This window comes from Roseateles sp., from assembly GCF_036486225.1.
Taxonomy (GTDB): domain Bacteria; phylum Pseudomonadota; class Gammaproteobacteria; order Burkholderiales; family Burkholderiaceae_C; genus Roseateles.
Window position 1 is genome coordinate 1 of the sequence record NZ_DASVNZ010000137.1, and the last position, 22,312, is coordinate 22,312.

General features: G+C 67.6%; 19 protein-coding genes. 9 read left to right on the top strand and 10 right to left on the bottom strand.

Going from position 1 to position 22,312, the window contains the following annotated elements; translation table 11 throughout:
- Nucleotides 1–6: 6 nt before the first annotated feature.
- From VF536_RS09540 to VF536_RS09580, 9 genes are all read right to left on the bottom strand, one after another.
- Nucleotides 7–297 (bottom strand): type II toxin-antitoxin system RelE/ParE family toxin, encoded by a 291-nt coding sequence (locus tag VF536_RS09540; RefSeq protein ID WP_331614602.1) that lies wholly within the window; start codon nucleotides 295–297, stop codon nucleotides 7–9.
- Nucleotides 297–548, bottom strand: a complete 252-nt coding sequence (locus tag VF536_RS09545) for a type II toxin-antitoxin system ParD family antitoxin (RefSeq protein WP_331614603.1) — start codon at nucleotides 546–548, stop codon at nucleotides 297–299. Before VF536_RS09545 ends, VF536_RS09540 begins: the two co-directional genes overlap by 1 nt.
- Nucleotides 549–625: 77 nt before the next feature.
- Complete coding sequence (locus VF536_RS09550) at nucleotides 626–1,912, bottom strand: THUMP domain-containing class I SAM-dependent RNA methyltransferase (RefSeq protein ID WP_331614604.1); 1,287 nt, start codon at nucleotides 1,910–1,912, stop codon at nucleotides 626–628.
- 143 nt (nucleotides 1,913–2,055) lie between these two features.
- On the bottom strand, nucleotides 2,056–3,582 hold the full coding sequence (locus VF536_RS09555; RefSeq protein ID WP_331614605.1) for an RNA polymerase factor sigma-54: 1,527 nt from the start codon (nucleotides 3,580–3,582) through the stop codon (nucleotides 2,056–2,058).
- A 15-nt stretch (nucleotides 3,583–3,597) separates the two neighbouring features.
- Nucleotides 3,598–4,365: an LPS export ABC transporter ATP-binding protein gene (gene lptB, locus VF536_RS09560; RefSeq protein WP_331614606.1), complete on the bottom strand. Its 768-nt coding sequence runs from the start codon at nucleotides 4,363–4,365 to the stop codon at nucleotides 3,598–3,600.
- Nucleotides 4,362–4,985, bottom strand: a complete 624-nt coding sequence (gene lptA / locus VF536_RS09565) for a lipopolysaccharide transport periplasmic protein LptA (protein WP_331614607.1) — start codon at nucleotides 4,983–4,985, stop codon at nucleotides 4,362–4,364. The genes lptB and lptA overlap by 4 nt, the downstream gene beginning before the upstream one ends.
- Before the next feature lie 312 nt (nucleotides 4,986–5,297).
- Nucleotides 5,298–6,992 (bottom strand): dipeptide ABC transporter ATP-binding protein, encoded by a 1,695-nt coding sequence (locus VF536_RS09570; RefSeq protein ID WP_331614608.1) that lies wholly within the window; start codon nucleotides 6,990–6,992, stop codon nucleotides 5,298–5,300.
- 4 nt (nucleotides 6,993–6,996) lie between these two features.
- Nucleotides 6,997–8,049 (bottom strand): ABC transporter permease, encoded by a 1,053-nt coding sequence (locus tag VF536_RS09575; RefSeq protein ID WP_331614609.1) that lies wholly within the window; start codon nucleotides 8,047–8,049, stop codon nucleotides 6,997–6,999.
- Nucleotides 8,046–8,984 carry an ABC transporter permease gene (locus VF536_RS09580; protein ID WP_331614610.1) on the bottom strand — a complete coding sequence of 313 codons (939 nt, stop codon included), beginning with the start codon at nucleotides 8,982–8,984 and terminating at the stop codon, nucleotides 8,046–8,048. Before VF536_RS09580 ends, VF536_RS09575 begins: the two co-directional genes overlap by 4 nt.
- A 401-nt stretch (nucleotides 8,985–9,385) precedes the next feature.
- Between VF536_RS09580 and VF536_RS09585 the strand changes: the two genes are divergently transcribed.
- The 6 genes from VF536_RS09585 to VF536_RS09610 all read left to right on the top strand — a co-directional run bounded on the left by VF536_RS09585 (nucleotide 9,386) and on the right by VF536_RS09610 (nucleotide 18,166).
- Nucleotides 9,386–11,149 (top strand): ABC transporter substrate-binding protein, encoded by a 1,764-nt coding sequence (locus VF536_RS09585; protein WP_331614611.1) that lies wholly within the window; start codon nucleotides 9,386–9,388, stop codon nucleotides 11,147–11,149.
- A gap of 12 nt (nucleotides 11,150–11,161) precedes the next feature.
- Nucleotides 11,162–13,021, top strand: a complete 1,860-nt coding sequence (locus tag VF536_RS09590) for an ABC transporter substrate-binding protein (RefSeq protein WP_331614612.1) — start codon at nucleotides 11,162–11,164, stop codon at nucleotides 13,019–13,021.
- Between the two features lie 11 nt (nucleotides 13,022–13,032).
- Complete coding sequence (locus VF536_RS09595) at nucleotides 13,033–14,874, top strand: ABC transporter substrate-binding protein (protein ID WP_331614614.1); 1,842 nt, start codon at nucleotides 13,033–13,035, stop codon at nucleotides 14,872–14,874.
- Between the two features lie 258 nt (nucleotides 14,875–15,132).
- Nucleotides 15,133–17,205: an acetoacetate--CoA ligase gene (locus VF536_RS09600; protein ID WP_331614615.1), complete on the top strand. Its 2,073-nt coding sequence runs from the start codon at nucleotides 15,133–15,135 to the stop codon at nucleotides 17,203–17,205.
- A gap of 55 nt (nucleotides 17,206–17,260) precedes the next feature.
- Nucleotides 17,261–17,629: a hypothetical protein gene (locus tag VF536_RS09605; protein WP_331614616.1), complete on the top strand. Its 369-nt coding sequence runs from the start codon at nucleotides 17,261–17,263 to the stop codon at nucleotides 17,627–17,629.
- A 90-nt stretch (nucleotides 17,630–17,719) separates the two neighbouring features.
- Complete coding sequence (locus VF536_RS09610) at nucleotides 17,720–18,166, top strand: YybH family protein (protein ID WP_331614617.1); 447 nt, start codon at nucleotides 17,720–17,722, stop codon at nucleotides 18,164–18,166.
- A gap of 6 nt (nucleotides 18,167–18,172) precedes the next feature.
- On the opposite strand, the gene VF536_RS09615 is transcribed toward VF536_RS09610, so the two are convergent.
- Nucleotides 18,173–18,544, bottom strand: coding sequence for a hypothetical protein (locus tag VF536_RS09615; protein ID WP_331614618.1), 372 nt, complete (start codon nucleotides 18,542–18,544; stop codon nucleotides 18,173–18,175).
- A gap of 328 nt (nucleotides 18,545–18,872) precedes the next feature.
- Here VF536_RS09615 and VF536_RS09620 point away from each other — a divergent pair, with 328 nt between their 5' ends.
- The 3 genes from VF536_RS09620 to VF536_RS09630 all read left to right on the top strand — a co-directional run.
- Nucleotides 18,873–19,508, top strand: a complete 636-nt coding sequence (locus VF536_RS09620; protein ID WP_331614619.1) for a PEP-CTERM sorting domain-containing protein — start codon at nucleotides 18,873–18,875, stop codon at nucleotides 19,506–19,508.
- Between the two features lie 10 nt (nucleotides 19,509–19,518).
- On the top strand, nucleotides 19,519–21,711 hold the full coding sequence (locus tag VF536_RS09625; RefSeq protein WP_331614620.1) for a phosphocholine-specific phospholipase C: 2,193 nt from the start codon (nucleotides 19,519–19,521) through the stop codon (nucleotides 21,709–21,711).
- Between the two features lie 143 nt (nucleotides 21,712–21,854).
- Nucleotides 21,855–22,312 (top strand): hypothetical protein (locus tag VF536_RS09630; RefSeq protein WP_331614621.1); only part of this gene is annotated, 458 nt, incomplete at its 3' end.

Consider the following 22,312-nt stretch of genomic DNA (forward strand, 5'->3'; position numbering starts at 1 on the left):
AGTGGGTCATAGAAGTTCCAACAAGTCGATGTCCCGAGCGGAATGGAGAACACGGTTGACCGTCACACGGTCGCGGCGGATATCGAGCCGAAACAGGATCAGATAGCGGCCGTGCAGCCGCCGTCGAATGTCTCCGCGACCGATGAGCGGATGAGCATCCGGCCTGTGAGACAGCGACGCGATCTTTCGGCGCAATTCGAGTGAGAAGGCGTTCGCTTTTCGCTCGTCGTCCCTGGCGATGTACTCGTGAATATCGAGCAGATCCTTTTCAGCCTCCGCGAGGAGGTGAACGTGCATCAGGATCCTTCGGGACGCTTGCGAGTCTTTGCCAGCAGTTCGTCGAAGAACTCGTCGGCAGGGCGACCGAGGCCGTTCTCCGAGTCCTCGATGCCCTTGTCGAGCATGGCCTTGAAGGCCTTCAAATGCTCCTGCTGCTGAAGGAGAAGGACGCCTTCCTTCAACACTTCCTGCCGGGATGAATACCGACCGCTGTCGATCAACTGCTGCACGTAGGCCTCCAATTCAGGTCCAAGTTCAGCGTGAATCATCTCGGTCATTCCCTCGAAAAGAAATCGCATCGACGGGGGAGGCTCTTCCTCACCAAGGGGGCCCACCTTAGTCGGAGTTACTCGTCGGAGTCAGTGTTCCCTGCGTTCTGCTTGCGGGCCGAGCCGGCGACGAGGTCGAACTTGAAGAGCCGGCATTCGATCGGGCCGTTCCACATCGGGATGCGGCGCGATTCCTTGAGTCGCATCTTGCTCGGCAACTTCATTTCCGGGCACAGCAGCCACGCGGTCCATCCCGCCGGATGCTGCGTGTACGCGCGCTTCCAATGCGCCGAGAGACGCGGGAAGAAGTCGTCGCCCGCATCGCGCTCTTCGGACAGCGCGCCGCTGTCCATGCGCTGTGTACCAGCCTTGCCGCGGACCTCGATCCGCTCGCCGTAGGGCGGGTTCAGCATCAGCGTGCCGGCCATGTCGTCCGGCAGCGCGGGGGCCGGACGCTCCAGCGCATCACCGCCGTTGAACTGGATGTACTGCGCCACGCCGGCGCGTTCCGCGTTGCGTCGCGCGAAGTCGACCATCCGGAACGACACGTCGCTCGCGAAGATCGGCACGGCCGAAGGACGTTCCGCCGCGCGTGCCTCTTCCTTGATCGCGCGCCAGGCCGGCAGCAGCGACTGGAAGGGTTTCAGTTTTTCGAACGCGAACCGGCGCTGGATGCCCGGCGCGATGTTGCAGGCGATGGTCGCTGCCTCGACCGGGATCGTGCCCGAGCCGCAGCACGGATCGTGCAGCGCGCCGCCCGCTTCGGGCGTGCCCTTCCAGCCCGCCGCGGCCAGCATCGCTGCTGCGAGCGTTTCCTTCAGCGGCGCATCGCCCTTGTCCTCGCGCCAGCCGCGCTTGAACAGCGATTCGCCCGAGCTGTCGACGTAGACCGTCGCGAGGTCTTCGGTGAGATGCAGCTGCAGCGGCAGATCGGGCCAGCGCGTGTCGACGCTGGGGCGCTCGCCGGTGGCGTCGCGCAGGATGTCGCAGACGGCGTCCTTCACCCGCAGCGTCGCGAAGTTCAGGCTGTGCAGCGGCGAGCGCTGTGCCGTCGTGTCCACGCGCAGCGTCTGCTGCGGCGTGATCCATCGCGTCCAGTCGACGGTGCGCGCGATCGCGTAGATGTCGTCCTCGTGGCGGTACTCCTCGCGTGCCACCTCGATCAGCACGCGCTGCGTGAGCCGGCTGTGCAGGTTCAGCCGCATCACCGCCGCGAGCGTGCCGTACAGGCCGACGCCGCCCCGGAAGGCCTTCGGGCCCTGCAGGCAGTCCTCAGGGCCGAGGATGTCGCGCACCTCCGCCTCCAGCCAGTCTTCGACGCCGGCGGCGCAGGGCAGGAACAGGTGATAGGCGGAATCGGACATCGTGGGTGCAGCGTGAGTCGGGTGCCGTGGCGCCCGGGAGGATCAAGCAGCAGATTGTCCCACCGACGCCGACCTTGCTTGACGCCCTCTCCCGCTTGCGGGAGAGCGCAGGGGTGAGGGCCTGCGGCGTTGGCAGTACGACGTCAGCGCGACTTGCGCAGATTTGCCGGCGCGAGCTTGAGCGCTTCGCGGTACTTCGCGACGGTGCGTCGCGCGACGGTGATGCCCTGCTCGCCGAGCATCGTCGACAGCTGGCTGTCGGACAGCGGGCTTGTCGTGTTCTCGGCCGCGATGAACTGCTTGATCAGCGCGCGCACCGCCGTGCTCGACGCATTCCCACCGGCCTCCGTCGACAAACTCGACCCGAAGAAATATTTCAGCTCGAAGGTTCCCCACGGCGTCGCCATGTACTTGGCGGTCGTGACGCGCGAGATCGTCGATTCATGCAAGCCCAGCTCATCCGCGATCTCGCGCAGCACCAGCGGCTTCATCGCCAGTTCGCCATGCGTGAAGAACCCGCGCTGCCGCTCGACGATCGCCTCGCTGACGCGCTGGATGGTGTCGAAGCGCTGCTGGATGTTCTTGATGAACCAGCGCGCCTCCTGCAGCTGCCCGCCCAGCGGCGAATTGCTGACGCCGCCGCGCGTGGCGCGCAGCGCCTGCGCGTAGAGGTCGTTGATGCGCAGCTTGGGCAACACATCCGGATTGATGGAGACGCGGAAGTTGCGTCCCGCCTTCTGCACGATCACATCGGGAATGACGGGCCGGTTCTCGCTGCGCGCGTAGCGGCGCCCTGGCTTGGGCTCCAGCCCGGCGATCAGCGATTGCGCGTCGCGCAGCAGTTCCTCGTCCGAGCCGGTCAGCGACATCAGGCGACGCCAGTCGCGCTTGGCGAGCAGGTCCAGATGCCGGCGGCAGATCACGATCGCCAACGCCTGTTCGGGCGAGCGCGGCAGCGTGCGCAGCTGCAGCTCCAGGCACTCGCCGAGGTCGCGCGCGCCGACACCGGCGGGCTCCATCGACTGCAGCCACTTGAGCGCGACCTTGAAGCGGTCGAGCAGATCCTCGCGCTGCTCCAGATCGGCGTCCTCGCCGAGGATCGCGGCGATGATCTCCTCGAGCGGGTCCTCGAGGTAGCCGTCCTCGTTGAGCGACTCGATCAACGCCAGCAGCGCCGCGCGATCGACCGCGCTCAGGTTCATGCCGGGAATCTGTCCGCGCAGCACGTCCTGCAGCGATTCGTCGGGCGCCTCGGTCTCGGGTCGCTCGTCCTCGTCGCCGCCGGAGGACGACGACGCGCTCCCCGGCGTCTCGCGGATGCCGTCGAAGTCGTCGCGCTCGGTGCCGTTCTCCCAGTCGTCGCGCTCGGTGGTGCCGAATTCCTCGGCCCGCATCTCCTCACCGGCCGGCGTGTCCCCGGCGGGCGCGTCCGACTCGGTCTGCGCGACGCGTTCCTCGCGTTCCTCGCGCTCGGTCAGGCGTTCCTGCGTCGCGGTCGGCAGCGGGGCGTCGAATTCCTCGTCGGTCTCCAGCAGCGGGTTCGTCGCGAGCATCTGCTCCACCTCCTGGTGGAGCTCCAACGTCGACAGCTGCAACAGACGGATGGACTGCTGCAGCTGAGGCGTCAGCGCAAGATGCTGGGACAGGCGAACCTGTAGCGTCGGCCTCATGTCGACTCCCGGCCCTTACATCTTGAAGTGTTCGCCGAGGTAGACCCTGCGCACGTCCTGATGCTCGACGATGTGCTGGGGCGTGCCTTCGGCGAGCACCGCCCCTTCGCTGATGATGTAGGCGCGGTCGCAGATGCCCAGGGTCTCGCGCACGTTGTGGTCGGTGATGAGCACGCCGATGCCGCGCTGCTTCAGGAAACGGATGATCCGCTGGATCTCCAGCACCGCGATCGGGTCTACGCCCGCGAAGGGCTCGTCCAGCAGGATGAAGCGCGGCTGCGTCGCCAGCGCCCGGGCGATCTCGACACGGCGGCGCTCGCCGCCGGACAGCGCCGGCGCGGGCGTGTCGCGCAGCTTCTCGATCGAGAGCTCATTGAGCAGTTTGTCCAGCTCCGCGTCGATGCGCGACGAGGGCCAGGACTTGCCCTTGTCGTCGAGCTGCAGCTCGAGCACGGCGCGGATGTTCTCCTCGACGTTGAGCTTGCGGAAGATCGACGCCTCCTGCGGCAGGTAGCTCAGCCCCATGCGCGCGCGCTGGTGGATGGGCATGGTCTGCACCGGCTGGCCGTCGATCTGGATCTCGCCGGCATCGGCGCGCACCAGGCCCACGATCATGTAGAAACTGGTCGTCTTGCCGGCGCCGTTCGGACCGAGCAGGCCGATCACCTCGCCGCTGTGCAGGTCGAGGTGGACGTCCTTGACCACCTTCCTGACGCCGTAAGACTTCTGCAGCCCCCAGGCCTGGAGGCGGCTCCGGGAGGAGTTCGTGGAGGCTTCCGTCATTGCTGGGGGGACTGGCGAGGAGCAAGGTTGATGCTGGGGCGCAACGGCAGCGGCGCGCTGCTGGCCGGCGGCGGTTCGCTCGCGGCGTTGCGCGGCATCAGCACGACGCGGCCGCGGCCGCTCGGATGCGGCGAACCGACGCCGGTCTCGACGATCAGGCGCTCGGTGCGGTTGTCGTAGTTCAAGGTGGCGCCGGACAGCGCCTGCTTGAGCTGGTCGCCCTGCATCACCCGCGCCTCGGCATTGCCGACCAGGCGGATGGTCTCGGTGCGGGTGTCGTATTCGATCTGGTCGGCGCGGCCTTCGATGCGCTCGCCGGGATTGTCCCGGTCCTGCCGGAAGTGCACCTGCTTGGCGGACGTGCCGTTGGCGTAGGCCTGGTAGTAGCCGTCGCTGGTCTCCTGCACGTCCATCCGGTCGGCCCGCAGCTCCATCGAGCCCTTGGTCATGATGACATTGCCGTTGAACTCGGACCGCTGCTTGACCTTGTCGATCGCACCTTCACGGTCGAAGACCAGGTTCAGCGGCTTCGCGTGGTCGTCCTTGGCGGCCCGCGCCAAAGGCGCGGCCAAGGCCAGCGCGAGCGCGGTCGACAACAGCAAAGGGCGGCGAAGCGACATGGGGGATCCTGACGGCACAAAACTTGCTGGCCATTCTAGCCATCGCTTTGGGAGGCAGCAGGAGGTGTCCCCGCGTGAGCGAGGGGACGGGACCTTCGTGATTGTGGAAAGTTCCCTTTTGGTGCAGGGCGAGGGACCGAGCAAGAGCCGCCCGACTGGCGCCCCTCTTCTCCGTGCCTGTGGCCGGAGGCCACAGGCCTTCGCTAGGCACAAACAGTCCTCAGGACTGTTTGAGTCCGAGCGAAGTCCCTCCGCCGGCGGAGCCGGCAATTCCTTCCTAATACCTCCGAAGAGGGGCCCCAGCCGGGCGGCTCAGGCGACGCTCGCTGTGGGCTCCGTGCCCTGATAACCACGGGGAACTGCTCCAAGTAGACGCTTGGTGTAGTCCTGCTTCGGCGCGGCGAGCAGCGCGCGGGCATCGGCCTGCTCGACGACGTCGCCGTGCTGCATGACCAGCACCTCGTCGGAGATGAACTTCACCACCGCCAGGTCATGGCTGATGAAGATGTAGCTCAGGCCGAATTCGTCCTGCAGATCCTTCAGCAGGTTCAGCACCTGGGCCTGGACCGAGACGTCCAGCGCCGAGACGGCCTCGTCCAGCACCAGCACCTCCGGCTGCAGCGTCAGGCAGCGCGCGATCGCGATGCGCTGGCGCTGACCGCCGGAGAACTCGTGCGGATACTTGTGCAGCGCCGACTCGTCCAGCCCGACCTTCTTCAGCAGCGCGCTGGCGGTGGCGACACGCTCGTCATGGCTCTTGCCGATGCCGTGGATCTCCATCGGCTCCAGCAAGGTCTGCACGATGGTGAAGCGCGGATTCAGCGAGGCATACGGGTTCTGGAACACGACCTGGATCCGGCGGCGCATCTTCTGCCAGTCCGGCCCGTTCATCTTCAGCAGGTCCTGGCCCTCGAAGAGCACCTGGCCGCCGGTGGGCTCGTGCAGCCGCAGCAGCGTGAGGCCCATCGTCGTCTTGCCGGAACCGGACTCGCCCACCACGCCGAGCGTGTGGCCCTTGCGCAGCTGGAAGTCGACGCCCTTGACGGCCTTGAACTCGGTCTTGCTGAACAGGCCCGACTTGAAGAAGAAGCTCTTCTTCAGGCCCTTGACCTCGAGGATCACCGGCGCGGCCGGATCCTTGGCCTTGCCCTTGCCCTCGGACACCGAGCGGCCGGCGATGTGGTCGTCGATGACCATCAGCCGCGCCGGGTTCTCCGTCAGCGACGGCCGGCAGGCCAGCAGCGCCTTCGTGTAGGCATCCTGCGGGTGGTGGAAGATGTCCGCCACCGGCGCCTTCTCGCGGATCTCGCCATGGCGCATGACGACGACCTGGTCGGCGATCTCGCCCACCACGCCCAGATCGTGCGAGATGAACAGCATGCTCATCTTGTGCGATTCCTTGAGGCGTGCGAGCAGCTCCATCACCTGACGCTGGATGGTCACGTCGAGCGCGGTGGTCGGCTCGTCGGCGATCAGCAGCTTGGGGCTGCAGGCCAGCGCGACGGCGATCATCACGCGCTGCTGCTGGCCGCCGGACATCTCGTGCGGATAGCTCTTCAGACGCCGCTTCGGGTCGGGGATGCCGACCTCGTTGAGCAGCTCCTCGGCGCGCACCAGCGCCTGGCGCTTGCTCATGCCCAGGTGCTTGATCAGCGGCTCCATGATCTGGTCCGCGACCGGGAACACCGGGTTCAGCGAACTCATCGGATCCTGGAACACGCAGGCGATCTCGCGCCCGCGCACCGACTGCAGCTCGCGCAGCGAGGTCTTCAGCAGGTCGCGGCCCTGGAACAGGATCGCGCCCGTGCGCTCGGCGTTGTCGGGCAGCAGGTTGAGGATGGACATGGCCGTCACGCTCTTGCCCGAGCCCGACTCGCCCACCAGCGCCACGGTGCCGTTCTCCGGGATGTCGAAGCTGACGCCCTTGACGGCCAGCTGGCGCTGCATGACGCCGTCGACCTTGCCCATGCGGAAGGCGACCTTCAGGTCTTGAATGCTCAACAGCATGGCGTTACTCCAGACCGCGCAGTTTGGGATCGAGCGCGTCGCGCAACGCATCCGTGAAGAGGGCGAAGGCCGTGACGAAGATCGCCATGAAGCCGGTCACCGCGGCCAGCTGCCACCAGTAGCCCAGGATCAGCTCGCTCTGCGCCTCGGCCAGCATCGTGCCCCAGGAGACCTGGTCCACGCTGACGCCCAGGCCCAGGTAGGACAGGATGACCTCGCTCTTGATGAAGCCCACCACGTGCAGCGAGAGCTGCACCAGCGCGACGTGCGAGACGTTGGGCAGGATGTGCTTGAACATGCGCGAGCTCTTGCTCGCGCCGATGGCCTCGGCGCTGCGGACGTACTCGCGCACCGAGTGCTTCATGAACTCGGCGCGCACCAGGCGGTAGATGCCGGTCCAGCCCGCCAGGCCCAGGATCATCACCACCGGCAGCACGCCGCGGCCGAAGACGACCGCGAAGGCGAAGATCAGCAGGATGTTGGGCATCGCCGTGAAGACGTTGTAGACCCACTCCAGGAAGTCGCCGACCTTGCCGCCGTAGAAGCCCGACAGCGCGCCCAGCACGGTGCCGATGAGCGTGGCCACCAGCGCGGCCAGCACGCCGACCATGATGGAGATCTCGGCGCCCTTGATGGCCTTGGCCAGCACGTCGCGGCCCAGGCGGTCGCCGCCGAAGGGCAGCGTCTCGGCGCGCGGCGCCTCGTCGGTCTTGTACTGCTTGGCCTTCTCGGTCCACTCGGCGTACTTGGGCGCGAGCGGGTCGATGTCGCTGAGGTCGACGTTCGGACCCTTGGGCTGCGCGATGGCGCCGGCGCTTTCGGCCGGCGCGGGACCCATGAAGGTCGGCGGCGCGTTGGGCACGCCGGTCTCCTTCTGCCAGTCGCGGGCCACCAGTCCCAGGCCGGCGGCCAGCACCAGCAGCAGCGACAGCGCGACGACGACCATCGCGAACATGCCGAGCTTGTCGGACTTCAGACGGCGCCACGAGGCGTACCAGACGCCGCGCGAGCGTTGCGGCTTCACGGCCGCGGTGGGGGTGGGCAGCACTGCGCTCATTTGAGGACCACCCGCGGATCGACGAGCTTGTAGAGAAGGTCGGTGATCAGGTTGACCACCATCGTCAGCGCCGCGATGTAGATCGCGAAGGCCTGGATGACCGGATAGTCGTTGCGGTTGACCGCCAGCAGGATCTCGCGGCCCAGGCCCGGGATCGAGAAGAAGACCTCCAGCAGGAAGGAACCGACGAACACGCCGGGCAGCGCCACGGAGATGTTGGTCATGATGGGGATCATCGCGTTGCGCAGCACGTGCTTGAGCAGGATGGTCTTCTCGGTCAGGCCCTTGGCGCGCGCGGTGCGCACGTACTCATGGCCGATCTCGTCGAGGAAGAAGGTGCGGTACAGCCGCGTGTACGGCGACAGCGCGACGGCCACCGCGACCAGCACCGGCAGCGGCGCGTAGGTGGTCAGGTTGGTCCACAGCGAGTCGCTCCAGCCCTGCACCGGGAACCAGCCCAGCCGGAACGCGAAGAAGTACTGCGCCACGATCACGTAGACCAGCAGCGAGATCGACACCGCGACCGTCGTGAGGATCATGACCGCGCGGTCCGTCAGGCTGCCGCGCATGTAGGCGACGGCCAGCGCGAACGGGATCGCCAGGATCACCTCGAGCACCAGGATCGGCAGCATCACCGTCAGCGTGGCGGGCATGCGCGTGGCGAAGAGGTTGGACACCGACTCGTTGGTCGCCCAGCTCTTGCCCCAGTCGAAGGTGACGATCTGCTGCAGGAAGATCCACAGCTGTTCCCACACCGGCTTGTTCAGTCCGAGCTGATCGCGGATGGCCTCGATCTGGTCCTGGCTGGCGTTCAGGCCGCCCAGCACTTCGGCGGGATCGCCGCCGAACCATTTGAAGAGGAAGAACACCAGCAGCACGACCCCCAGCAAGGTGGGGATCATTTGCCACAGGCGCCTGATGAGATAGGCCGCCATACGCGCGGGACTCCAAGCAAGCGCCGCCGAGCCCGATGTCGAACCCGGCGACCGATAAAGACAAACCCCGGACGCTTGTGACGGCCGGGGCCTGCAGGTGAAAAACCACGCGCGAGTCTACGTGAGGGGCCGCCGCACCCGCACCGGCATTTGCCCTGAATCCATCGAAGAAAACTGATGAAGCACCCTCGTGGAAGCAGGTGTGTTCATCCGCAATGCGCCCCCGTTTGCCGATGCGTCCGTGCTCTCGGGGTTGTTGGCATGGCGGGCGCGGACATCGCCCACTAGACTGACGCGCTTTCGGATTCGAGGACGGCATCTTGATGCGACGCGGCTTGGCCGGGACGGGGTTCCTGGCGCTCTTACTTTCGGCATCCCTCACCGCGATCCCCGATCGCGCCGTGGCCGCCGACGACTCCACGCCGGCCGCTCCGAAGGTGCTGCGTTATGCGATCCGCGCGGCCGAGACCGGCTTCGATCCGGCGCAGGTCACGGACCTGTACTCGCGCAACGTGACCGCGGGCATCTTCGACGCGCCGCTGCGCTACAGCTACCTGGGCCGGCCCTATCGCCTCGAGCCCGCCGTCACCGACGGCATGCCCGAGGTCAGCGACGACGCGCGCCGCTTCGTGTTCAAGCTCAAGCGCGGCGTGCTGTTCAGCGACGATCCGGCGTTCAAGGGCAAGCCGCGCGAGCTCACCGCCGACGACCTGATCTACACGATCAAGCGCCACTACGACCCGCGCGTGAAGAGCGGCCACCTCTACCGCTTCGAGGGCGCGAAGATCCTCGGCCTGTCCGAGGTGCGCGCCGAGTCGCTGAAGAACAAGACGCCGTTCGACTACGACCGTCCGGTCGAGGGCCTGCGCGCGCTGGACCGCTACACGGTCGAGATGCGTGTGGCCAACAGCGATCCGCGCATGCTGCTGCACTTCGCCGATCCGATGGTGGGCATCGTGGCGCGCGAGGTCGTCGAGTTCTACGGCGACCGGATCATGGAACACCCCGTCGGCACCGGCGCGTGGAAGCTCGGCGAGTGGCGCCGCTCGTCGCGCATCGTGCTGGAGAAGAATCCCAACTACCGCGACGAGCGGTACCACGAGGATCCCGCCACCGCGAAGCCGGAGCTGGCCGATGCCGTGCGCCGGCTGCAGGGCCGCAAGCTGCCGCTGATCGACCGCGTGGAGATCGCGGTGATCGAGGAAAGCCAGCCGCGCTGGCTGTCCTTCCTGCGCAAGGAGTTCGACCTGCTGGACGACCTGCCGGCGGAGTTCGCGCCGGTCGGCATGCCGCAGAACAAGCTCGCGCCCAACCTGGTGAAGGAAGGCGTGAAGGCCGTGCGCTACGAGCGCGCGGACGTCGCGATCTCCTACTTCAACATGGAAGACCCGGTCGTCGGCGGCTACACGCCGGAGAAGATCGCGCTGCGCCGAGCGATCGCGCTCGGCGTCGACCTCGACCAGGAGATCCGACTGCCGCGCCGCGGTCAGGCGATCCCGGCGCAGGGCATCATCTCGCCGGGCGTGACCGGCTACGACAAGACCTTCAAGTCCGAGATGAGCCAGTTCGACCGCGCGCGGGCCAAGGCGCTGCTGGACCTGTACGGCTACGTCGACAAGGACGGCGACGGCTGGCGCGACCTGCCCGACGGCAGTCCGCTGGTGCTGGAATACGCGACGCAGCCCGACGGCCAGAACCGTCAGCTGGCCGAGCTCTGGCAGAAGAACATGGATGCGATCAACGTGCGCATCCGCTTCAAGATCGCGAAGTGGCCCGAGAACCTGAAGTCCGCCAACGCCGGCAGGCTGCAGATGTGGGGCATGGGCTGGAGCGCGGACGTGCCCGACGGCGAGAACTTCCTCGGCCTGGGCTACGTCGGCAGCAAGGGCCAGTCCAACAAGGCGCGCTTCGACCTGCCGGAATTCAATGCGTTGTACCGCCAGCAGCACGGCATGCCGGACGGCGCCGAACGGCTGGCGGTGATCGACAAGGCCCAGCGCCTGCTGATCGCCTACATGCCCTACAAGGTCCACGTGCACCGCATCTTCACGGACATGACGCAGCCCTGGGTGATCGGCTACGACAAGAACCTGTACCAGCGCGATTTCTATTCGTTCGTCGACATCGACACCGACGCGCTGGCCAAGGCCCATCTGAAGAAGTGAACTGACGCCGTGATGCCTCGCGCCCGATTCCTCTCCTCGATCCTGCGCGGGGCCGTCCTCGCCTCAGCCCTGGCGGCGGCCGGACTGAACGGTGTGACCGCCGCGCCGGCCGCGTCCGCCACCGCGGCCGCGGAGCCCAAGGTCCTGCGCTACGCCTTCCGCGTCGCGGAGACCGGCTTCGATCCGGCGAAGATCACCGACCTCTACTCGCGGATGATCACGCCCCACATGTTCGAGGGGCTCTACACCTACGACCAGCTGGCGCGCCCCGCGCGCATGAAGCCGCTGACCGCGGCGGCGATGCCGGAGTCCTCCGACGACTACAAGGTCTGGACGGTGAAGCTGCGCCCCGGCACCCACTTCGCCGACGATCCCGCCTTCAAGGGGAAGACGCGCGAGCTGACCGCCGAGGACTACGTCTATTCGTTCAAGCGCTTCGCCGATCCGGCGGTGGCGTCGCCGGCCTGGAGCGAGGTCGAGGAGCTGGAGTTGGTCGGCCTCAACGAGTACCACGACCAGGTCCGCAAGTCCGGCAAGCCCTTCGACTACGACAAGCCCATCGAGGGCCTGCGCGCACTGGACCGCTACACGCTGCAGTTCAAGTCCAAGGAGACGCGGCCGCGCCTGATGGAGGTCTTCGCGCAGGGCGACCTGTACGGCGCCGTCGCGCGCGAGGTGATCGAGGCCTACCCGGGCGATTCGATGGCGCATCCGGTGGGCACGGGCCCCTTCGTGCTCAAACACTGGCGACGCAGCTCGCTCATCGTGCTGGAGCGCAACCCGGGCTACCGCGAGCGCTTCTACGACCAGGAAGTGGACCCCGCGCCCGACGACGCCGAAGGCCAGGCGCTGAAGGCCCGCTTCAAGGGCCGGCGCCTGCCGATGATCGACCGCGTCGAGGTCGGCATCATCGAGGAGAACCAGCCGCGCTGGTTGTCCTTCCTGAACGGCGAGTACGACTTCATCGAGCGCACGCCGGAGGACTTCATCACCCAGGCGATGCCCAACGGCAGGATCGCGCCCAACCTCGAGAAGCAGGGCAAGCAGGCCTACCGGACGGTCGCGTCGGACGTGCTGTTCACCGTGTTCAACATGGAGGATGCGGTCGTCGGCGGCTACACGCCGGAGAAGATCGCGCTGCGCCGCGCGGTCTCGCTGGCGATCGACGTCCAGCGCGAGCTGAACCTGGTGCGGCGCGGCCAGGCCGTGCAGGCCCAGTCGCTCTACATGCCGGGCACGACGGGCTACGACGCGGCCTTCAAGAGCGACATGAGCACCTACGACCCGGCGCGCGCGAAGGCGCTGCTGGATCTGTACGGCTACGTCGACAAGGACGGCGACGGCTGGCGCGACAAGCCCGACGGCAGTCCGCTGGTGCTGGAGAGCCTGACCACGCCGGACCAGTTCCAGCGCCAGATCGACGAGATCGTGCAGAAGAACCTCAACGCGGTCGGCCTGCGCATCGCCTTCAAGCCGGCGAAGTGGCCCGAGAACCTCAAGTCGCTGCGCGCCGGCAAGTTCCAGATCTGGTCGCTGGGGACTTCGGCGTCCAAGCCCGACGGCCAGGACTCGCTGGCACGCATGTACAGCGGGCAGATCGGTGCGCAGAACTACGCGCGCTTCCGGCTGCCGGCCGTCGACAAGCTCTACGACGAGGCTTCGCACCTGCCCGACGGGCCGGCGCGTTTGAAGCTCTTCGACGAGACCAAGCGCTACGCGACCGCGTACATGCCCTACAAGTACCGCGGCCACCGCTTCATCACCGACATCGCCCAGCCGCAGCTGATCGGCTACCGCCGTCCGCAGTTCTGGCAGAACTGGTGGGAGTACGTGGACATCGATCCCGACGCCGCCGCGAAGTTCAAGCACTAGGTCCGACACCGATGCGCGTTCGCCTCCTTGCCTCCCTTGCCGCGCTGGTCCTCGGCGCGATGACCACGGCGTTTGCGGCGCCACCCCCGCAGGCCGCGAAGGCGCCGGAGCCCGCCGTCGCGAAGCAGGAGAAGGTGCTGCGCTACGCCTTCCTCGTCGCCGAGACCGGCTTCGATCCCGCGCAGCTGAGCGACCTGTACTCGCGCATCGTCACGGCCCACATCTTCGAGTCGCTCTACAACTACGACTACCTCGCGCGGCCGTTCAAGCTCAAGCCCAACACGGCGGCGGAGATGCCGGAGGTGTCGGAGGACTTCCGCACCTGGACCATCAAGATCCGTCCGGGCATCTACTTCGCCGACGATCCGGCGTTCAAGGGCAAGCGGCGCGAACTGACCGCCGAGGACTACGTCTACAGCCTCAAGCGCTTCTACGACCCGGCGACGAAGGGGCCGCTGTACTCGAGCTTCAAGCAGGAGGGCATCCTCGGCCTGGAGGAACTCCGCGTCGCGGCGCTGGAGACCAAGAAGCCCTTCAACTACGACAAGCCGGTCGAGGGCGTGCGCGCGCTGGACCGCTACACGCTGCAGTTCAAGCTGGCGGAGCCGCGGCCGCGCTTCATCTACAACCTGGCCGGCGGAGACACCTACGGCGCGGTGGCGCGCGAGGTCATCGAGACCTACGCCGGCAAGACGATGGAGCATCCGGTCGGCACGGGGCCCTTCATGCTGGAGCGCTGGCGGCGCGGTTCGCTGATCCGGCTGGTGAAGAACCCCGGGTACCGCGACGTCTTCTACGACGCGCAGCCCAACCCCGGAGACACCGAGGGCGAGCAGATGCTGGCGCGCTTCAAGGGCCGCAAGCTGCCGATGGTGGATGCCGTCGAGGTCAGCATCATCGAGGCGGGGCAACCGCGCTGGCTGTCCTACCTGAACCGCGAATTCGACCTGCTCTTCCTGCTGCCCGAGGAATACGCGGACGTGGCGATCCCGCACGGCAAGCTCGCGCCCAACCTCGACAAGCTGGGGATGAAGCTGTACCGCGTGCTGGCGAGCGACCGCACGATGTACTACTTCAACATGGAAGACCCGACGGTCGGCGGCTACACGCCGGACAAGGTCGCGCTGCGTCGCGCGATCGGGCTGGCCACCGACGTGCCGACGGAGATCGCCACCGCGCGCCGCCATCAGGCGGTGCCCGCGCAGTCCGTCGTCGCGCCGGCGACCTGGGGATACCAGGAAGAGTTCAAGAGCGAGAACAGCGACTTCGACCTGGCGCGCGCCAAGGCGCTGCTCGACACCTACGGCTATGTCGACAAGGACGGCGACGGCTGGCGCGACAAGCCCGACGGCAGCCCGCTGGTGCTGGAGGTGGCGTCGACGCCGGACTCGCGCTCCAAGCCCTATGACGAGCTGTGGAAACGCGACATGGACAAGCTGGGCGTGCAGATCAAGATCCGCATGGCGCAGTGGCCGGAGAACCTGAAGTCGGCGCGCGCGGGGCAGCTGATGATCTGGCAGCTGGGCTTCAACAGCTCGACGCCGGATGCGCAGCTGGGGCTGGAGCTGCTCTACGGTCCGGCAGCCGGTGGGCAGAACCTGGGGCGTTTCAAGCTGGAGCGGTACGACGAGATCTACCGGCGCATGATGGTGCTGCCCGACGGCCCCGAACGCGCCGAGCTGCTGCGCGAGGCGCAGAAGCTGCTGACCGCCTACATGCCGCAGAAGTTCCGCGTGCACCGCATCGTCACCGACATCGCGCAGCCGTGGCTGGTCGGCTACCGGCGGCCGTTCTTCAACCAGATCTTCTGGCCCTACGTCGACATCGAGACGGACAAGCTGCCGAAGCGCTGAGGCTGGCCTTACTTCCACCGCTGCTGGCCCTCACCCCCGCCCTCTCCCGCAAGCGGGAGAGGGAGTGAGAATGCACCGAGCCAGTCGGAGCAGGAGCACTGGGGTGGCTCCCTCTCCCGCTTGCGGGAGAGGGCGGGGGTGAGGGCCAGCGGCCGTCGCAGTACGGCAGAGCGATCCCGCCCGATCGAGCCGGTCACGCGCGTGACGGCCCGCCCGAGAGATCTGGGCTACCGTCAGAGACTCGACAAGGAGTCCCGCATGCCCCCGACGCCGCAGATCGACCACTACCGCCGTTTCCTGCACGAGCAGCGAGGCCTGGTCTTCGACGACTACGCGTCGCTGTGGGGCTGGTCGGTGACGGAGCTGGACGCGTTCTGGCGCAGCATCGGGGACCACTTCGACCTGCGCTCGGAGACGCCGTTCGAGGCGGCGCTCTGCGAGGAACGCATGCCCGGCGCGATCTGGTTCCGCGGCGCGACGCTGAACATCGCGGCGCAGGCCTTGCGACACGTCGATGCGGCGGAGTCCGCCAGCCATCCAGCGATCGTCCACGCGAACGAGGCGATGCTCGCGCGCGGCGAGCTCGGCGCGATGCGCTGGCCCGAGCTGCGTCGCCAGGTCGGCGCCCTCGCGGCCTCGATGCACGAGCTCGGCGTGCGGCGCGGCGATCGTGTCGCCGCCTACCTGCCCAACGTGCCGGCGACGGCGGTGGCCTTCCTCGCCGTCGCGAGCCTGGGCGCGGTGTGGTCGGTGTGCTCGCCGGACATGGGGCCGGTGGCGGTGCTGGACCGCTTCCGCCAGATCGAACCCAAGCTGCTGATCGCCGCCGACGGCGTCCGCTACGCGGGGCAGGACATCGATCGCATGACGATGCTCGGCCAGTTGCTCGACGAGCTGCCGACGGTCACCGACGTGGTGCTGCTCGGCAACCTGGATCCCCAGGCCGACCCTTCACCGCTGGCCAGACCGGCCGGCACTGCCGCAACGGGTGCGGCTGCTGAGGGCGCGGCGAAGACGAGGCGCGGCGCTCATCGCTGGGACGCACTGATCGCCAATCCGCGATCACACGCGCCGGAGGCGGTGCCCTTCGACCATCCTTTGTGGATCGTCTATTCGAGCGGCACGACGGGTCTGCCCAAGCCGATCGTGCACGGCCACGGCGGCGTGCTGCTGGAGATGCTCAAGGGGTCCCTCCACAACAACGTCGGCGCGACGGCGGAGACGGGCGACCGCTTCCACTGGTACAGCTCGACGGGCTGGATCATGTGGAACTGCCAGGTCGGCGCGCTGATGGGCGGCACGACGATCTGCCTGTTCGACGGCAGTCCCGCCGGACCGAAGGATGCGCCCGACTGGAGCACCTTGTGGCGCTTCGTGGCGCTGTCCGGAGCGACCTTCTTCGGCGCCGGCGCCGCGTTCTACGCGAGCTGCCTGAAGGCCGGCGTCGAGCCGCTGAAGCACGGCGACCTGAGCCGGCTGCGCGCGATCGGCAGCACGGGCAGTCCGCTGGCGGACGAGAGCTACGACTGGATCTGGGCGAACTGCCCGAAGCCCGATGGCCGTCCGATCTGGATCTGCATCATCAGTGGCGGCACGGACTTCGCCGGCGCGTTCCTCACGGGGCTGATCACCGAGCCGCTGGTGCGCGGCCAGATGCAGGTGCGCAGCCTGGGCGCGTCGGTGCACGCGTTCTCGGAGGTGGATGCGGACGGTCAGGGCTGGCCGCTGATCGACGAGGTCGGCGAACTCGTCTGCACACGGCCGATGCCGTCGATGCCGCTGTACTTCTGGGGCGACGACGGCAACGAGCGCTACCTGTCGAGCTACTTTGACATGTACCGCGGCCCGAACGGCGAAGGGATCTGGCGCCACGGCGACTGGCTGCGCGTGACGCCATCGGGCGGCGGGATCATCTACGGTCGTTCGGACGCGACGATCAACCGCCACGGGATCCGCATGGGTACGTCGGAGCTGTACCGCGCGGTGGAGACGCACCCGGAGGTGCTGGACAGCCTGGTCGTCGACCTGGAGTACCTCGGCCGGCCCAGCTGCCTGCTGCTGTTCGTTCAGCTCCGGGACGGCCTGACCTTGGACGAAGCGCTGCAGCTGCGCTTGAAGACCTCGATCAAGAAGGCGCTGTCGGCACGGCATGTGCCGGACGAGATCCATCAGGTCGAGGCGATCCCGCGCACGCTGTCGGGAAAGAAGATGGAGCTGCCGATCAAGAAGCTGTTGCTCGGCGCGGCGGCGGAGCAGGTGATGAAGCGCGATGCGATGGCGAATGCGGATGCGGTGGCGTGGTATCAGCGCTTTGCGGAAGGTCGGATGTGATCTGCTGTCGGTGACCGCTACAGTCGATCTCCTCCCACCTTGACACAGCCGCCCCGTGACCCTGAAACGCACCCTGATCGCCCTGGCCTTGCTATCGCTGCTCAGCGGCTGCGTGTCGGGATACCGCGAGCTTCATCACGTCCGGCTGGGGATGATCGAGATCCCGCTGACCTTCGCTTCCATGGTGGTGGTCTATGCCTGGTACCGGCGCGACTCCATCCAGCGGCGCTTCTTCGGCGGCACGCTGATGGGCGGCGGCATTCTGGGTGCGACCCTGCTGGTGGTGCCGATCTACCTGTACTGCAGCCGGCCGGAGGGCGAACGCCTGCGGCCGATCATGACCTTCCTGGGCTTGATGCTGCTGTCCATGGTGATCTCCGCGATCGGCGCGCTGCCGTTCGTGGCGATGGCGCCGGGGGGATGACCGAGGGCGTGTCGAAATGGGCAGGCTTTGATCGTCGTGAGGGAGGAGGGGCGTTTGCCCTTCGCTTCCACCTTCCACCGGGAGAGATGCATGACGACACGAGCAAATGACACGGCCGTCGGCCAGCAGGTGCTGGCGCTGCTGGGCGCGTACCAGGCCGCCGCCGCGGCCAAGGATGTGGACGCGCTGTTGGCGCTGTACGCGCCGGACGCGCAGATCTACGACTGCTGGGACCAGTGGTCCTACGACGGCGAGGCGCAATGGCGCGGCGCGGTCGAGCGCTGGTTCAAGATGGCGGGCGAGGGCGCGAACCGCGTGGTCTTCGACGATCCCCACGTGCACGCGAGCGGCGACATGGCCGCCCTGCACGCGTTCGTTCGCTATGAACTCGTGGTCCATGGCGAAACGAAGTTCACGATGGACAACCGCATCAGCTGGACGCTGCTGAGGCGTGACGGCGTCTGGAGGATCGTTCACGAGCACACCTCCGCGCCGGTGGCCGGAGATGAAATGAAGGCGCTCATCAACCGACCATGAAGACCGTCAGCGGATACGCTCAAGAGCCGGCGGCATGGGGCGCAACTGGAGAAGACCATAAAGACGTCGGTCCGAGAAGTAGGTAGCCGAGCGTCCGCTGAATTTCACATTCACTGCGTCCAGGAGCAGGTCCAGATCAAAGAGGTGTTCTCGCAGGCGGAGCGTCCAATCGCAACGGTCGTCGTCCTCGACATCAAGAGAGATGTCGTAGTTGATCTCGCTGAGTGCCTCTCCCGAGTAAGTCGACAGAAATGGGCTTCCGCAAAGCCGGAGCGAACGGCTGCGGACGAACTCGCCGATCGCGTTAAGCATCTCGAGGGTCGTGGTCGGATGCGTCTTGTGGGCCTTATGGATTCTTGCCACGCTTTTCGCGGCCATCGTCCAGCAGTCGTGTTCGACACCCGACTCGATGCTCGGAGATGATCTGTCCTGGGTATCACCCCCACTGATCCTGATCAAAGCCATTGCGCTTCAGCGTTACATGACGCCTTCGCGTCGCTCCCGCGACGCGCCCCCGCTTCCAGGGACGACGGCCCCGCGGGCAAGTTCCAGGCCCGCCGATGACACCGACCGTTCACCGGTCTGTCACCCCGGCCTCTGAACATCCGCCCCGTCCACCCGTGACCGCGCCGTCAAGACCTGACCCTCCGTCAGATCGATGCGCGGCCGCGGCGCTTCCCGTCCGCCCGACCTCCCTGGAGTCCCCATGCGCAAGCCTTTCGCCCGCACCCTGTCCCGTGCCATCGCCCATGCGGTCAGCCGCGCCTGCCTGCCGCTGGCCCTGGCCATCGCCGCGCCGTTCGCCTCCGCCACCGTCGTCACCTTCGACGACCTGACCGACGACGGCTTCGTTCCCGCCAACTACGCCGGCCTCGACTGGTCCGCCAGTTCCTGGTTCCAGTACGCCGGCGAGCAGGCCCCGTACACGCCGCATTCCGGCGACCGCCGAGCCACGCTCGGCTTCGACGGCAGCAGCGCCACCAGCGCCATCGGCTTCCTCTCGCCCAGCACCTTCCAGGGCGCCTGGTTCTCCGGCTTCGACGGCGTCAACGTCGCCATCGACCTGTACCTTGGCGGCGCGCTCGTCGCCTCGACCTCGCTGCTCAACCTGAGCGACAGCCCCGCGTTCCTCACCAGCGGCTACACCGGTCTCGTCGACCGCCTCGTGTTCCGCAGCAACGACCCGGCCTTCTTCGTCATGGACGACCTGACCTACGCGTCCGCCGTGCCGGAACCCGCCTCGGGCGCGCTGGCGCTGGGCGGCCTGGCCGTCGCCGTGCTGGTGATCCGCCGCCGCAAGGCCGCGCAGGACCTGAACGCCACCGCCACCGCCACCGCCTGAGGAGCCCGCCATGACGCAGCAGCAACCGCCCCGCCGCCAGTTCCTCCGCGCCGTCGCCGGCGCCGCCGGCGCCACCGCCGCGATGACCAGCTTCCCGCCGGCCATCGCCCGCGCGCTGTCCATCAAGGCGGCCGTGCGCACCGGCACGATCCAGGACGTCGAGCACATCGTCATCCTGACCCAGGAGAACCGCTCCTTCGACCACTACTTCGGCACGCTGAACGGCGTGCGCGGCTTCGGCGATCCGTTCCCGGCGCCGGTGGCCGACTCGGCCAACGTGAAGGGCCGCTCGGTCTGGATCCAGCCCACCGTCAACAACGCCGCGCCCGGCGCGATCGCGCCCTTCCACCTGAACACCGCGCAGAACTTCGCCTTCATGCGCGTCAGCGGCACGCCGCACTCGTGGACCGACGCGCAGGCCGCCTGGGACCACGGCCGCATGAACAACTGGCCCAAGGCCAAGCAGAACCATTCGATGGGCCACTTCAAGGAGCAGGAGCTGCCCTTCCAGTTCGCCCTGGCCAACGCGTTCACGCTGTGCGACGCCTACCACTGCGCGACGCAGACGGGCACCAACACCAACCGCCTGTTCATCTGGACCGGCACCAACGACCCGCTGCGCCTGGGCAACGGTCCGTCCACCGACAACAGCCACGACTGGTTCAACGCGAACCCGCTGGACGACTACACCTGGACCACCTATCCCGAGCGTCTGCAGTCGGCCGGCATCAGCTGGCAGGTCTACCAGAACATGGCGGACAACTTCACCGACAACTCGCTGGCCGGGTTCAAGGTGTTCCGCGACGGCTGGTACAACCGGCCCGGTTTCTCGCAGGTGCTGAAGGACCGCGGCATCTCCACGCGCGACCTGGACCTGCTGCGCGACGACGTCCTCAACAACCGCCTGCCGCAGGTGTCGTGGGTCGTCGCGACGGCGGAAGGCTCCGAGCATCCCGGCCCGTCCAGCCCCGCGCAGGGCGCCGACTACACGGCCAAGGTGCTGGACGCGCTGACCTCGAATCCCGACGTCTGGTCCAAGACCGTCTTGTTCATCAACTTCGACGAGAACGACGGCTTCTTCGACCACGTGCCGCCGCCGGCCGCGCCCTCGTACGTGACCTGGAACGCGAACCCGGCGCAGGCCGTGATCGCCGGCGCGTCGACGATCGACACGACGGGCGAGTACTGCGAGATCCTCAACGGCGCCTCGGCCACCTACCTGCACCGTCCGTACGGCATGGGCCCGCGCGTGCCGCTGTACATCGTGTCGCCGTGGAGCAAGGGCGGCTGGGTCAACTCGCAGACCTCGGACCACACCTCGGTGCTGCGTTTCATCGAGGCCCGCTTCGGCGTGAAGGAGACCAACATCGGCGCATGGCGCCGTGCGGTCGCGGGCGACCTGACCTCGTGCTTCAACTTCGCCGATCCGGAGGACAGCGAGTTCTTCTCGAAGCTGCCCGACACCGTCGCGCTCGCCAACAAGGCCCGCGCGCTGCCCGGCACGACGACGCCGGCCATCCCCGGCTCGCTGCAGCTGCCGTCGCAGAGCGCCGGCGTGCGTCCCGCGCGCGCCCTGCCCTATGACCTGCAGGCCACCAGCGCGGTGACGCCCGGCGCGGGTCCGAACGCGACGACGATCGCCGTCACCTTCCAGAACACGGGCAGCGCCGCGGCCGTGTTCCACGTCTACGACCGCACACGCCTGGGCGAGATCCCGCGGCGCTACACGGTCGAGGCCGGCAAGCAGCTCACGGGCAGTTTCGCGCCGCAAGCCGCCGGCGCCTACGACCTGTGGGTCCTCGGCCCGAACGGCTTCCATCGCCACCTCGCCGGCAATGCGCGGCGCGCGGCAGCGGCGGGCCAGCCCAATCCGGACGTCGTCGCGAAGTCCGCGCCGGCCACCGGCGAGCTGGTGCTGACGCTGGTGAACACCGGCCCGGTCGCGGCGACCTTCACCGTCGCGCACAACAAGTACCAAGGCACGGCGCCGCGCACGGTCATCGTGCCGGCGCGCAGCAGCAGCGAGGTGCGCGTCCCCGTCGCCGTCGCGGCGCACTGGTACGACGTGTCGGTGCGCGTGGGCGGTCAGACCGACTTCCTGCGCCGCTTCGCCGGCCACATCGAGACCGGCGCACCGTCGGTCAGCGATCCGGCGATGGAAGGCGTGGCGAAGGCGGATCAGTACCGCGTGCAGGGCGCGTGAAGGCTCGCTGAGCTCGGTGCACTCTCGCTCCCTCTCCCGCTTGCGGGAGAGGGCGGGGGTGAGGGCCAGCAGCCGTCGCAGTGCGGCCAGCGGGAGCGATGCTTGCCCAACCCGGACCTCCCCATGAAAACACGGAGGTCCTCATGTCCGTCCTGCGTCTTCGTCTCCAACGACAAACACGAACCGTCCTGCGGTCCACGCTGGCATCGATCGCGGCGGCCGCCGCGTTCGGCGCGGTCTCGACCGGCGCGCACGCGCAGGCCGGCGCCGTCCCGCAGGACGCCGTCGGCTTCACCGAGTACGTCGCCGCGCAACTGCGCCAGCAACTGGGCGACGCCACCGTCGTCGTCCGCGAGCCCTTGACGCTCGGCGTCGCGGACCAACGCACCAAGCTCGACAAGCTCTACACGGGCTGCCAGACCAACCGCGGCAACTGCGCCGACGACGTGGGTGCCTTCGTGAAGACGACGACGCAGCAGTTCCGCGCCTCGACCATCCCAGCCACGCGCGAGTCCTTGCGTCTGGCCGTGCGCACCGCCGCGTCGGTGCAGCAGGCGCAGCGCGAAGTCGGCGGCGACGCGACGACCTTCCGGCCGCGACC

Excerpts from the sequence above, each read along its gene's own strand:
- VF536_RS09540 (WP_331614602.1), bottom strand. The coding sequence starts at position 297 with ATGCACGTTCACCTCCTCGCGGAGGCTGAAAAGGATCTGCTCGATATT.
- VF536_RS09545 (WP_331614603.1), bottom strand. The coding sequence starts at position 548 with ATGATTCACGCTGAACTTGGACCTGAATTGGAGGCCTACGTGCAGCAG.
- VF536_RS09550 (WP_331614604.1), bottom strand. The coding sequence starts at position 1,912 with ATGTCCGATTCCGCCTATCACCTGTTCCTGCCCTGCGCCGCCGGCGTC.
- VF536_RS09555 (WP_331614605.1), bottom strand. The coding sequence starts at position 3,582 with ATGAGGCCGACGCTACAGGTTCGCCTGTCCCAGCATCTTGCGCTGACG.
- lptB (WP_331614606.1), bottom strand. The coding sequence starts at position 4,365 with ATGACGGAAGCCTCCACGAACTCCTCCCGGAGCCGCCTCCAGGCCTGG.
- lptA (WP_331614607.1), bottom strand. The coding sequence starts at position 4,985 with ATGTCGCTTCGCCGCCCTTTGCTGTTGTCGACCGCGCTCGCGCTGGCC.
- VF536_RS09570 (WP_331614608.1), bottom strand. The coding sequence starts at position 6,992 with ATGCTGTTGAGCATTCAAGACCTGAAGGTCGCCTTCCGCATGGGCAAG.
- VF536_RS09575 (WP_331614609.1), bottom strand. The coding sequence starts at position 8,049 with ATGAGCGCAGTGCTGCCCACCCCCACCGCGGCCGTGAAGCCGCAACGC.
- VF536_RS09580 (WP_331614610.1), bottom strand. The coding sequence starts at position 8,984 with ATGGCGGCCTATCTCATCAGGCGCCTGTGGCAAATGATCCCCACCTTG.
- VF536_RS09590 (WP_331614612.1), top strand. The coding sequence starts at position 11,162 with ATGCCTCGCGCCCGATTCCTCTCCTCGATCCTGCGCGGGGCCGTCCTC.
- VF536_RS09595 (WP_331614614.1), top strand. The coding sequence starts at position 13,033 with ATGCGCGTTCGCCTCCTTGCCTCCCTTGCCGCGCTGGTCCTCGGCGCG.
- VF536_RS09600 (WP_331614615.1), top strand. The coding sequence starts at position 15,133 with ATGCCCCCGACGCCGCAGATCGACCACTACCGCCGTTTCCTGCACGAG.
- VF536_RS09610 (WP_331614617.1), top strand. The coding sequence starts at position 17,720 with ATGACGACACGAGCAAATGACACGGCCGTCGGCCAGCAGGTGCTGGCG.
- VF536_RS09615 (WP_331614618.1), bottom strand. The coding sequence starts at position 18,544 with ATGGCCGCGAAAAGCGTGGCAAGAATCCATAAGGCCCACAAGACGCAT.
- VF536_RS09620 (WP_331614619.1), top strand. The coding sequence starts at position 18,873 with ATGCGCAAGCCTTTCGCCCGCACCCTGTCCCGTGCCATCGCCCATGCG.
- VF536_RS09625 (WP_331614620.1), top strand. The coding sequence starts at position 19,519 with ATGACGCAGCAGCAACCGCCCCGCCGCCAGTTCCTCCGCGCCGTCGCC.